This window comes from Micromonospora sp. NPDC047707 (assembly GCF_040704235.1).
GTDB lineage: Bacteria > Actinomycetota > Actinomycetes > Mycobacteriales > Micromonosporaceae > Micromonospora.
Window position 1 is genome coordinate 87668 of record NZ_JBEYSU010000010.1, and the last position, 11676, is coordinate 99343.

12 protein-coding genes and 1 tRNA gene are annotated in these 11676 nt (G+C 74.3%); 1 reads left to right on the plus strand and 12 read right to left on the minus strand.

The features are described 5' to 3' along the window. Positions 1-7 precede the first annotated feature (7 nt). Positions 8-88: transfer RNA gene (locus AB0873_RS14100), tRNA-Leu, on the minus strand. A gap of 150 nt (positions 89-238) precedes the next feature. Here AB0873_RS14100 and AB0873_RS14105 point away from each other — a divergent pair. Next, on the plus strand, positions 239-2170 hold the full coding sequence (locus tag AB0873_RS14105; RefSeq protein ID WP_366600101.1) for a hypothetical protein: 1932 nt from the start codon (positions 239-241) through the stop codon (positions 2168-2170). A gap of 71 nt (positions 2171-2241) precedes the next feature. On the opposite strand, the gene AB0873_RS14110 is transcribed toward AB0873_RS14105, so the two are convergent. The 11 genes from AB0873_RS14110 to AB0873_RS14160 all read right to left on the minus strand — a co-directional run bounded on the left by AB0873_RS14110 (position 2242) and on the right by AB0873_RS14160 (position 11619). Beyond that, positions 2242-3573 carry an NAD(P)/FAD-dependent oxidoreductase gene (locus tag AB0873_RS14110; protein ID WP_366600102.1) on the minus strand — a complete coding sequence of 444 codons (1332 nt, stop codon included), beginning with the start codon at positions 3571-3573 and terminating at the stop codon, positions 2242-2244. Positions 3574-3674: 101 nt separating this feature from the next. Continuing rightward, entirely contained in the window at positions 3675-4235 is a 561-nt protein-coding gene (locus AB0873_RS14115) for a hypothetical protein (protein WP_366600103.1), read from the minus strand. After that, complete coding sequence (locus AB0873_RS14120) at positions 4232-5653, minus strand: DUF58 domain-containing protein (RefSeq protein ID WP_366600104.1); 1422 nt, start codon at positions 5651-5653, stop codon at positions 4232-4234. The genes AB0873_RS14115 and AB0873_RS14120 overlap by 4 nt, the downstream gene beginning before the upstream one ends. Beyond that, the gene (locus tag AB0873_RS14125) at positions 5653-6660 is read right to left on the minus strand and encodes a MoxR family ATPase (protein ID WP_366600106.1); all 1008 of its coding nucleotides are present in this window, start codon (positions 6658-6660) and stop codon (positions 5653-5655) included. The genes AB0873_RS14120 and AB0873_RS14125 overlap by 1 nt, the downstream gene beginning before the upstream one ends. Then, positions 6657-7229 carry a hypothetical protein gene (locus AB0873_RS14130; RefSeq protein WP_366600107.1) on the minus strand — a complete coding sequence of 191 codons (573 nt, stop codon included), beginning with the start codon at positions 7227-7229 and terminating at the stop codon, positions 6657-6659. Before AB0873_RS14130 ends, AB0873_RS14125 begins: the two co-directional genes overlap by 4 nt. Next, positions 7226-7996 (minus strand): DUF4129 domain-containing protein, encoded by a 771-nt coding sequence (locus tag AB0873_RS14135; protein WP_366600108.1) that lies wholly within the window; start codon positions 7994-7996, stop codon positions 7226-7228. The genes AB0873_RS14130 and AB0873_RS14135 overlap by 4 nt, the downstream gene beginning before the upstream one ends. Before the next feature lie 19 nt (positions 7997-8015). After that, complete coding sequence (locus tag AB0873_RS14140) at positions 8016-8756, minus strand: uracil-DNA glycosylase (protein WP_366600109.1); 741 nt, start codon at positions 8754-8756, stop codon at positions 8016-8018. Further along, positions 8749-9435: a dienelactone hydrolase family protein gene (locus tag AB0873_RS14145; RefSeq protein ID WP_366600110.1), complete on the minus strand. Its 687-nt coding sequence runs from the start codon at positions 9433-9435 to the stop codon at positions 8749-8751. The genes AB0873_RS14140 and AB0873_RS14145 overlap by 8 nt, the downstream gene beginning before the upstream one ends. 199 nt (positions 9436-9634) lie before the next feature. Then, the gene (locus AB0873_RS14150; protein ID WP_366600175.1) at positions 9635-10147 is read right to left on the minus strand and encodes a hypothetical protein; all 513 of its coding nucleotides are present in this window, start codon (positions 10145-10147) and stop codon (positions 9635-9637) included. 132 nt (positions 10148-10279) lie between these two features. After that, entirely contained in the window at positions 10280-11290 is a 1011-nt protein-coding gene (locus AB0873_RS14155) for a hypothetical protein (RefSeq protein WP_366600111.1), read from the minus strand. Further along, the gene (locus AB0873_RS14160) at positions 11287-11619 is read right to left on the minus strand and encodes a PadR family transcriptional regulator (protein ID WP_366600112.1); all 333 of its coding nucleotides are present in this window, start codon (positions 11617-11619) and stop codon (positions 11287-11289) included. The genes AB0873_RS14155 and AB0873_RS14160 overlap by 4 nt, the downstream gene beginning before the upstream one ends. Positions 11620-11676 lie beyond the last annotated feature (57 nt).

Below are 11676 nucleotides of genomic sequence, written 5' to 3' on the forward strand. Positions count from 1 at the left end.
CTGAAAGTGCCCGGGGCGGGGGTCGAACCCGCACGCCTTGCGGCAGCCGCTTTTAAGGCGGCCGTGTCTGCCGTTCCACCACCCGGGCCGGTGCCACCGGCGCGTCGACGGACGGACCCGGACGCTGCGGCGCGGCGTGCGCCACCAGCCCGTCCGACACGCCTGGTGCAGTGTCACCGTAGCGGTTCCTTGGCGACCCGGCGTACCCCGACGCCCGGCCGGCACTAGGGTCGAGGCCGTGAGCAGCGCAGCCCCTCCGGCCCCCGACGCCGCCGCCGACCAGGCTGTCCGCCCCGCAAACAGGCTCTCGCTCCGGCACTGGCCGGCCCGGCTGCCGGCCGCGCTCGCCCGGCGCCGCGTCGACCTCGCCGTCACGCTGTCGTTCGTGGCGCTGGCCGGATGGCTCACCCACGGTCTCTGGCCCGATCCGGGGGCGCGCGTCCTGTTGCTCAACCCCGCGGACCAGGCCCTCTACGAGTGGTTCCTCGCCGTCGACGCGCGGGCGCTGCTCGGCGACTTCGGCCTGCTCACCGATCGGCTGAACGCCCCCGACGGCGTGAACATGATGGCCAACACGACGGTGATCGCCCTGGGGGTGCTGCTGGCCCCGGTCACCCTCCTGCTCGGAGCGCCGGTCACGTTCGCCCTGCTGGCGGCGGCGAACCTGGCGGGCACGGCGACCGCCTGGTACCTGCTCTACACGCGTACGCTGCGGGTCCGGCCGGCCGCCGCCGCGGTGGGCGCCGCCCTCTGCGGGTTCGGCCCGGGCATCGTGTCCCAGGCCAACAGCCACCTGCACATGACGGCGCAGTGGCTGGTCCCGGTGATCGTCTGGTTGGTGGTCCGCCTGCTCCGCGCCGCCGACCCGGGGCCCGCCGTGGCGTCGGCCACCGCCGACCCGGGGGCCGCCGTGACGTCGGCCACCGCCGCCCCGGCCGCCCCGAACCCGGCCGCCAGGAACGGCGTACGCCCGGCAGTCGCCGGGCCGGACCGGCGGCGCGTGGTCGGGCCCGCGCTGGGTCTGGCGGCGGCGGTCAGCGTCCAGGTGTTCATCGGCGAGGAGGTGCTCTTCCTCACCGCGCTCACACTGCTGGTGATGGCCGTCACGTACGCGGTGACGGACCGGGACCTCGCCCGCCGCGCGCTGTCCGGCTTCGCCGGCGGGCTGCTGCTCGCCACCGGGACCGCCCTGCTCGTGCTGGTGTGGCCGCTGTGGTTCCAGTTCGCCGGGCCGCAGGGCGTCGCCGACGGGATGTTCAGCCCGCACTACTTCTCGGCCGACCTGCGCAGCTGGTGGGCGGTGTCGCCGCTGTCGCTCCTCGGCACCGACTCCTCGGCCCGGCTGACCACCGGCCCGGCGGAGTACAACACCTTCCTCGGCTGGCCGCTGCTGCTGGTCGCCGCCGCCTGCGCGCTCTGGCTCGGTCGCCGCCCGCTCGTGGTGGCGTGTGTGGTCGCGACACTCGTGATGGGTGCGCTGTCGCTCGGCCCGCGGGTGGTGCTCGACGGAAGCCGCACCGCCCTTCCCGGCCCGTACGCTCTCATCTCCGGCCTGCCGGTGGTGGACGGCGCGCTGCCGATGCGGTTCGCGCTCCCGGTGCTTCCGCTGATCGGCACGGTGCTGGTGCTGGCGCTCGACCGCGCGCTGCGCCGTGGCGGCCGGGCCCGGGCGTGGGTGCCGGCGGCGGTCGGCGCGGCGCTACTGCCGCTGTTCCCGCTTCCGCTGCCCACCGCCGCCCGACCGGCCGTGCCCGAGTTCATCACGGCCGGTCACTGGCGGCAGTGTGTGCCGCCCGGCGGCGTACTGGTCCCGGTGCCGCTCGCCACGCCCCGCGAACCGTGGCCGATGCGCTGGGCGACCAGCGCCGACGCCGGGTTCGGCATGCCCGAGGGGTTCTTCATCGGGCCGTACGGCCGGGACGGAACGGCGGCGATGGGTACCGCCCGCCGCCCCACCTCGGTCCTTCTCGACCAGGTGTGGAAGCGGGGGGTCCAGCCGATCGTCGGCGAGGAGCAGCGGCGGCAGGCCGCCCAGGATGTCGACTTCTGGGGCGCCTCGTGCATGGCCCTGGCCGTCGACACCCGGCACGCGGACAGCCTGCGCGGAACGTTGGAGCAGCTCTACGGACCCTCGACGCGGATCGCCGACGCCTGGATCTGGCGGGTCTGACCCCGCCCGGAACGTTAAGGAGGGCCCCTTCCTCTACCGCAGGCGGTAAGAAGGGGCCCTTCCTTACGTTGTCAGCGGGCGCCGGCACCGACCGGCTGGGAGGCCTCCGCGAACTCCTCGCGCGGGTCGTGCAGCTGGCCGAGGGCGACCACCTCACGCTTGAGGAAGAACGCCAGCGACCAGTCGACCACGACCCGGACCTTGCGGTTGAACGACGGGATCCGGCTCATGTGGTACGTCCGGTGCATGAACCAGGCGGGCCAGCCCTTCATCTTCACGCCGTACACCTGGGCGACGCCCTTGTGCAGGCCGAGGCTCGCCACGCTGCCGGCGTGCTTGTGCTTGTAGTCCACCGGCTCCCGGCCGCGAACGACGTTGACGATGTTGTCGGCCATCCGGGCCGCCTGGCGCACCGCGTGCTGGGCGCTCGGCGAGCAGTAGTTGCCCGGCTCCTTCGTCAGGTCCGGCACCGCCGCGCAGTCACCGGCGCTCCACGCACCCTCCACGACCCGGTCGCCGTCGACGACCTGGAGCGTGGGCAGGCAGGTGATGCGGCGCCGCTCGTCGCGCGGGAAGTCGGTGCGGTCCAGCATCGGCGAGGGCTTCACGCCGGCCGTCCAGACGATCGTGTCGGAACGGAACGTGTCGCCGTCGGAGAGCTTCACCACCCCGTCGACGCAGGACTCCAGGCGGGTGTCCAGCCGGATGTCCATGTTCCGCTTGAGCAGCTGCTGCACCGTGTAGGCGCCCATGTCCCGGTCGACCTCGGGCAGCACCCGCTGGGTCGCCTCGACCAGCACCCAGCGCATGTCCTCCGGCTTCAGCTCCGGGTAGTAGCGCAGGGCGTCCCGAGCCATGTCCTCCATCTCGGCGAGCGCCTCGATGCCGGCGTACCCGCCGCCGACGAAGGTGAACGTGAGGGCGCTCCGGCGGACCTCCGGGTCCGGGGTGGCGGCGGCGACGTCCAGCCGGTCCAGCACGTGGTTGCGCAGGTAGATGGCCTCACCGATGGTCTTGAAGCCGATGCCGTGCTCGTGCAGGCCGGGGATCGGCAGCGTCCGGGAGACCGAGCCCGGAGCGACCACGACGTGGTCGTACCGGATCTCGCGGGTCGGGCCGACGATCGGCTGCACCACCGCGGTCCTGGTGGCGTGGTCGATCCGGGTCACCGCGCCGGCGAGGACCTGGCACTTGCGCAACTCGCGTCGCAGCGGCACCACGGAGTGCCGGGGCGAGATGTTGCCGGCCGCCGCCTCCGGCAGGAACGGCTGGTAGGTCATGTGGGGCTGGGGGTCCACCACGATGACCTCAGCCTCACGCGGGCTGAGCTTCTTCGACAGGCGCAGCGCCGCGTACAGGCCGACGTGTCCGGCCCCCACTACAAGGATCCGCTTCGGATTCACGTCATCTATCTTTCCCCGGGCGGCTCCGCTAATCCCGCGCGCGGCCCTTCGTTGTGACGGAGCACAACCCCTGTGACCTGCGTAACCCTGTTTCCCGCGAGTCAGGGGCGGCGCAGCAGCCACCCCAGCAACGCCGTCACCGCCGCCGCCACGGCCAGGCCGGCCACCGTCGCGGCCTGGAGACCGCTCTCCCCGCCGGCCCCCGCCAGCTCCACCAGGAGCACGCCCAGCACCGCGGCGCCGAGCAGCACCGCGCCGGCCCGCAGCAGCCAGCGCAGGACCAGGTCCGGGTCCACCACCGCGTCGTACGGCAGCACGGCGGCCAGCGCGCACATGGTGTGCGTGAGGTAGAGCAGCGCCGCCACGGCGAGCAGCCGCCAGAGGGCGATCGGGCGGCCGTACCCGTCGGTGGCGACCAGCCAGCCCGCCACCGTGACCAGCGCCGCGAGCGTCGGCCAGACGCGGCGCGGCGAGAGCGCCGGCAGCAGCGCCACCAGCAGCAGCGCCACCAGCGGGCGACCGAGCAGCACCTCCGCCGGGTACGCGAGCACCAGCCCGAGCAGGGCGCTGAGGAAGATCCCGGCCCGCACCAGCAGCGGCACCGGGCCGATCCGGGCGGCGGCGGCCCGGGTGGCGCGAACCCGCGCAACCACGTTGATCATCTGGTCCCCGCCCTCGGGGCGGTGGCCAGCCGGGCCACGTCCCGCAGCACCTGGTCGAGGCTGCCCGCGCCGGCCCAGCGCACCACCGGCACGCCGTGCTCGCGCAACTGCTCGATCATCGTGTCCCGGTCCAGCCGCCACAGCCGGTACGCCACCTCGGCCCAGCCCCGCTCCTTCGGCGGCGGCAGGTCGGCGGGCAGGGTGTCCACCGCCACCACGAACCGGCCGGAGCGGGCGAGCCGCGCGAGCATCTGCGCGGCCCGCTCGTCGAGCAGCGGCGTGAGGACGACCACCAGCGCGTCCGGGGAGATCATCTGCGTGCCGAACGCGAACTCGGACGGCTCGTGCGGGGAGCTGCCGGCCTGCACGTCCAGCAGCCACTCCAGCACGGTCAGGTAGTGGCGCCGGCCGGTGCCGGGCCGCAGCCGCCGCGCCGCCGGGCCGTACTCCTGCAGGGCGACCCGGTCCCCGCGGTGCAGGTAGTGCTCGGCGATCGCCGCGGCGGCCCGGACGGTGGTGTCCAGGACCGACGCCGTTCCGTTGACCCCGCCCGACGCGCCCGCCTCGGCCAGCACGTCCAGCAGCACCACCACCTCGGCGTCCCGGTCGGAGAGGGTCGCCGCCACGTGCAGTTGCCGGGTGCGCAGGGAGACCCGCCAGTCGATCCGGCGCAGCCGGTCACCGGGGGCGAAGACCCGGACACCGGCCAGTTCGCCGCCCTCGCCGGGCCGGCGGGAGTGGTGGGCGCCGACCAGCCCGGCGGCCCGGGGCATCGCCTCGACCGCGTCGAAGGGTTCGGTGACCGGGTAGACCCGCACCCGGGCCGGTTCGACGATCACCGCCCGGGAGACGAGCAGACCCTGCGCGGCGGCCACCCGGGCACCGGCCGGGCCGAGCGGGTGCCGGCCCCACCGCCGGGCCGCGCCGGTCAGCTCCAGGTCGACCGCCGCGTCCGGCGGCACCGACGTCGCGAACGGGCGGTCCACCACCGAGGGGACCCGCTCGGAGGCGGTCGCGGTGGTGGCGCCGGCGAGCGTGGCCCGCTCGACCCGCAGCCAGGGCGACATCCGGGTACGCAGGACCGCCACGTCATACCCCACCGGGTCCGGGTTGCCCACGCTGACCGTGCCGCTCAACTCCCCACCCTCGACGAGGTGACCGTCGGCGGCGGTGATCCACACCTGCGGCGCCGTGGCGGGCCGGCGGCGCAGGGCGTACGCGGTGCCCAGCGCGATCGGCGCGGCCAGCACGATGAGGTCGACCCGGCCCAGCAGGACGGCGGCGATCAGCAGCAGCCCGGTGAGCAGCACGGCCCGGCCCAGCGCCGGGGTCGGCACCCAGCCGGTCTCCGGCTCGGCCGGCGGCGGGACAGGTTCCGGCTCGGCCGTCGCGTACGGGGGCGGGGCGGGCAGTGCCATCAGAGCCCGGGCCGGCCGGTGGCGTAGCTGGGCAGGGCGCCGCTGGCGGGGGCCGGCGTGCCGGCGAGCACCTCGCCGACCACGAAGGACGGGTCGACCCGGCGCAGCCACATCTCCGGGCGCAGGGTGATGCGGTGCGCGAGCGCCGGCACCGCCACGTCCTTGACGTCCTCGGGCACGACGTAGTCGCGGCCGGCCATCACCGCGCGGACACGGGCCAGCAGGAGCAGCGCCAGCGAGCCCCGCGGCGAGGCGCCGACCAGCACCGACGGGTGCTCCCGGGTGGCCGCGGTCAGGGCGACGATGTACCGGCCGACCGAGTCCTCCACGACCACGTCCTCCAGCGCGGCCTGCATGGCGCGCAGCGTCGCCGAGTCGACGACCGGCTTGATCTCGGCCTCTTCGCGGCGGCGGGCCATCCGGCGACGCAGCACCTCCCACTCCTCCTCGTGGTCCGGGTACCCGAAGGAGACCCGGAGCAGGAAGCGGTCCAGCTGCGCCTCCGGCAGCGGGTACGTGCCCTCGTACTCCACCGGGTTCGCCGTGGCGAGCACGTGGAACGGCTCGTCCAGCCGGTACGTGACGCCCTCCACCGAGACCTGCTTCTCCTGCATGGCCTCCAGCAGCGCCGACTGCGTCTTCGGCGGGGTGCGGTTGATCTCATCGGCGAGGAGCAGGTTGGTGAAGACCGGGCCGGCGCGGAAGGCGAAGTCGCCGCTGCGCTGGTCGTAGAGGAAAGAGCCGGTCACGTCCGCCGGCAGCAGGTCGGGGGTGAACTGGAGGCGGCGGAAGTCCAGCCCGAGTGCCTGCGCGAAGGTGCGGGCGGTAAGCGTCTTGCCCAGGCCGGGCAGGTCCTCCAGGAGCACGTGGCCGCCGGCGAGGATGCCGGCGAGCACCAGTTCCAGCGACTCCCGCTTGCCGACCACGACCTCGCCGACCGCGTCCAGCACCGCCCGGGCGAGGTGACCGACCTCGGTGGGGGGCATGGTCCGGGCCACGTCGTTCATATCTTCTCCAGTTCGGCGACGACCGCCGCGAGGTCACGCGGCGACGGGGGGCGGCGGGAGGGCGCGGCGAGGAACGTCCACAGCGGGTCACCCAGCAGGGCGCGGGCCCGGGCGGGATCGGACTCCCGGGTCAGGCCGTGGCGCTGGCGCAGGCGCTCGTCGGCGAGCTCACCGAGGCGGGGCAGGATCCGTTCGGCGAACCGGTCACGGTTGCCCGACGCCCAGTCCAGCGGCCGTTCCCACCCGTTGATCGCGGTGCGCAGCGCGTCTCCGCCGGGGGTCGCCCCCTCGTCCGGTGCGACCCGGCGAGCGGCGGGACGCGCTTGTGACGGCGGCGCCAGGGAGGAGACGATCCGGCGTACCGCGAACAGGGCGACCACCCCGGCCACCAGGACCAGCAGCGACACCCGCAGGCCCACGGCCCGGAGAGCGGCGACCAGGACGACCACGACGGCGGCCACCGCGACGAGGGTCCGCAGCACCTGCCCGGCCCGACCCCCGGAGCGCGGCCGGCGGGGCGGCCGGTCCTCCTCGGCGCTGAGCAGGTCGTCGATGCTGGTGCTGCTCATGCCGTCGTCCCCGCCACGGCGGTCAGTTCGCCGCGCAGCCGGCGCAGGGCGGCCCGGGCCTGGTCGCGGGTGCTCTCGTCCACCGGCCGCGTGGCGTACCGGGCCGCACGGAAGACGTGCGCGAACTCCGCCAGCACGTCCGTGCTGGCGATGGCCGGGACACCCGCCGCGGGATCGCCGCGCAGCAGTCGGGTGACCAGGTCGGTGGGGGTGTCCCCGGCGAGCCGGGGCACGCCGGCTCCGGCGGCGGCCTCCTCGAGGCGTACCCAGCAGGCGATGACCGCCGTGCGCGGGTCGGTGTCGGCGTCGTCCAGGTCCACCAGGCCGGCGTCGAGGGCCGCCACGACCTCCTGCGCGGTGCCCTGCGACGTGCGCCGGGGGCGGTGTGCGGGGAGCCGCCGGGTGGCCCGGCGCACCGCGCCGCGGACCAGTGTCACGGCGAGGTAGCCGAACGCCCCGAGCAGCGCCAGGCCGAGGAGCACCAACGCCGTCGTGGCGATCCACGGCGGGATGCGGGTGCGGGTCTCGTCAGCCGACTCGCGAGGCTCGACGGGGATCGAGGGCACCGGCTCGGCGGTCGGGTACTCCGGAACCAGGGGCAGGTCCTCCGCGACCGGCGGGATGCGGCTCGCGCCGAGCGACGAGTGCGCGGCCGTGACCGTGGCGACGGCGAGCAGGGCGGCGACCAGGGCGACCGGCCACCACCTGCGCAGCACGCTGAGGTCCATCACCGCCGCCGTCGGGGGCCGGCGCGTACCGTCCGTCATCGCCACCGCCCCGCAGCCTCTACTCCACCCCGGCCAGCCGCTTCGCCCGGGTGAACACGTCGTCCAGCATCCCTGGTGTCAGCCGCCCCGTGAAGGTGTTCTGCTGGCTGACGTGGTAGCAGCCGAGAACTTCCGGTACGGCCGTTCCGGACCAGTGTGCCCCATGCGTGAACGCCGGTCGCGGGCTGGGCGGGCGCACGCCGTACACCTGACGCAGCGTCGGCCACCATGCGGCCCAGGCGAACGCACCGAGCGTGACCACGACGCGCAGCGTCGGCCGGATCAGCGCGACCTCCCGGTGCAGCCACGGCGCGCACGTGTCCCGCTCGACCGGGGTGGGCTTGTTGTCCGGCGGCGCGCAGCGCACCGCCGCGAAGATCCGGGTGTCCCGGAGCGCCAGCCCGTCGTCGGCGGCGACGCTGGTCGGCTGGTTCGCGAGCCCCGCCCGGTGCAGGGCGGCGAAGAGGACGTCGCCCGAGCGGTCACCGGTGAAGATGCGGCCGGTGCGGTTGCCGCCGTGAGCGGCGGGAGCGAGGCCGAGGATCGCGATGCGGGCGGTCGGGTCGCCGAAGCCGGGCACCGGGCGGCCCCAGTACTCCTGGTCGCGGAACGCCGCCCGGCGGGTGCGGGCGACCTCCTCACGCCAGTCGACCAACCGAGGGCAGGCGAAGCAGTCGCTCACCGCGCCGTCGAGGTCGGCCAGGTCGGTCGCCCGCGCGGCGCGGGCGACGACCTCCTCGGCCGTACGTGCCTCAGCCAAGCTTCGCCCGGAAGAGTTCGAGGGTGCGGGCCCAGGCGGTGGCGGCGGCCCGCTGGTCGAAGTTCTCCGGCCGGTCCTCGTTGAAGAACGCGTGCGCGGTGCCCGGGTAGTCGTACGTCTGGCAGGTGCCGCCGGCGTTCTCGATGGCCCGGCGGACCGTCTGGACGCCGTCGGCCGCCGAGGTGCCGTCGGCCTCGGAGCAGTGGATGACGGCGGCCTTGCCCGCGTAGTCGCTCCACTCCGGACGCATCCCCTCCCACGGCAGGCGGGGGTAGAACGCGGCGGTCGCCACGATGCGCTCGGTACGGGTGGCGGCCCACAGGGCCAGGCTCGCCCCGGCGCAGAACCCCGCACAGCCGATCTTGCCGGCGACCTCGAGGCGGCCGGCGAGGTAGTCGGCCGCGACCGCGATGTCGGCGGCGGCCTCGTCCATCTGCGTGCTGTTCAGGATCAGGCGGGGCTCGTCCGGCTTGCTGGCCGGCCCGCCGTGCCGGAAGTCCGGGGCGAGGGCCACGAAACCGGCCTCGGCGAACCGGTCGACGACCGCCCGGACGTGGGGTACGAGGCCCCACCAGTCCTGGATCACGATGACCGCCGGGCTGGCCGCACCGCCGGACGGTATCGCGAGATACCCCTCGCCCGTACCCCCGTTGCTCCGGTACGTCACCATCTCGCCCATCGGCCGTCCTCCTAGCGGTCAGTCATCGTTGGCTGGTCGCCCAGTGGTCCTACGTGCCGGTAGCCTGCCACGCCGCGACCGTGCCGGGAAGACGCCGGAGAAGTGGCATTCACCTCCCGTTCGCTCGTCGGTGGCCCGGGCACGGTGACGGCGGCGCGGTGGTGATTCGCGCCGCCGTCGGTTCCTCCGGTCGGGCCGGTCAGGCCTTCTTGGTCAGGCAGAGCAGGTAGCCCGTCTTGCCCGGCTCGATGGCGGAGAAGACGTAGCCCTCCTGGCCCTCCTTGAAGAACTGGTCGCACGCCGCACCGGTGCGGGCCTGCGCCTCGGTCTGGCCGTCGACCCGACCGACCACGGTGTACGCGGCGTCGGTGGAGGTGCACTCGACCACCTTGGCGCCGTCGACCTCCTCCTGCTCCGAGCCGGTCACCTCGGGCAGCTCGGCGATGCAGTCACCGGCCTTCGCGTCGGCGGTCTCGTCCTTGTTGAAGAAGCCTCCGATCGCCGAACCGACGCCGAACTTGAGACCGGCGATCACCAGGACGGCGACGATCGCGCCGACGATGCCGAGCACCTTCTTGCCACCGGACTTCTTGGCCGGCTCCTCCTCCTCCACCGGCGGCGGCGCCTGAACGCCGGGCTGGGGCTGGGCGGCGTCCGGTGCGGGGGGCGGTGCGACCTGCTCTGACCCGGGGATTCCTTCCGAGGGGTGAATGTGCGGACGAAACCGTAGCGATCATCAGCGCCGCCCGCCGCCCCGTGAGCCTCATCCTTTCAGCCATTTCCCAGGAACAAGGAAGGGCCCCCTTCTTAACGCCTGGCGAGGTGAAGGGCCCCTTCTCAACACTCAGCCGGTGGGCTCCGTGCTCGGCGACAGCGCAGTCGGCGACGCGGACCCCGTCGGGGCGGGACTCGCCGTGGGCGCGGCTGTGGCGGTCGGCCCGGGCGTGGCCGTGGGCAGCGGCGGGAGCACCGGCTGGGGCGGCGTCGGGTTCAAGCGCGGCGCGAACGGCGCCGCCTCCGGGCAGTACGGGTACGGGCGCAGCAGCGGGTTGCCCCGGCCGGTCGGGTCACCGAGGTCGGGACAGTCCGGATAGCCCAGCCGGATCGGGTCGCCGTTCTGGTCGAAGAGCCGGGCGTTCTGCACCAACCGCCCCTCGCTGTCGTACACGAAGACGTCCCGGATGTGGTCGTACCGGCCGTCGATGGAGATCTGCTCGTAGCCGCCGTAGTCGTTCCAGCGGGCGCGGTCGTCCACGCTGGCCAGGCCGACCAGGGCGAAGACCACCAGCACGGCGTGCCCGGCGAACAGCAGCCGGCGCTTCGGCCGGCTCAGCCCGGCCGTGTGGTGACCCAGCCAGATCGAGGCGAGCACGCTACCGCCCAGCAGGACCAGCCCGGCGAGCTCACTGCCGTTGAGGCTCGGCACCAGGCCGAACGAACCACCGGTGGTGATCACCGTGACCAGCATGGCCGCGAGGTAGCCGCGCAGCACCCACCAGGCCGGGTTGAGCAGCCGGAGGAACTCGCTCGCCGTGGCGTACCCCAGGGGTGGTCCGAGCTGGACGTCCCACCGCCGTACCCGGGCGCGGAGCCGGTCCCCGGCGGCGCCGAACCGGCGGCCGAAGCGGCGCCCGCCGCCCGCGACGCCGACGCCGGCCGCCCCGCGCAGCTCGGCGGCGTACGCCTCGGGCTCGCCCAGCCGCTCGACCAGCGACCCGCCGGCCTCGGCGGCGACCTCGGCCAGGTGCTCCGCGAGGTCCTCGGTCAGCTCGTCGCGGACCGGCGGTGGCAGGTCGGCCAGCGCGGCCCGGACCCGGGCGACGTAGTCGGTGATCTCCTGCTCCGAGACGGTCATGCCGCCCTCCCCCGATCGTCGAGCAGTGTGTCCATGGTGGTGGCGAAGGAACGCCAGAGCTTGCCGGACCGGGTCAGCTGGTCGCGGCCGGCGGCGTTGAGTGCGTAGTACTTGCGGTGCGGTCCGGCTTCGCTGGGCACGACGTACGTGGTGAGCAGGCCGGCGGCGAAGAGGCGGCGCAGCGTGCCGTACACGGAGGCGTCACCGACCTCGTCCAGGCCGGCCTCGCGCAGGCGGCGCAGGATGTCGTAGCCGTAGCCGTCCTCGTCGCGGAGCACGGCGAGGACGGCGAGATCCAGCACACCCTTCAAGAGTTGTGTGGTGTCCACGCATTGCACACTAGTGCGCATTGCGAAGTAGCGTCAACGAAACGCGCCGAGGCGCGG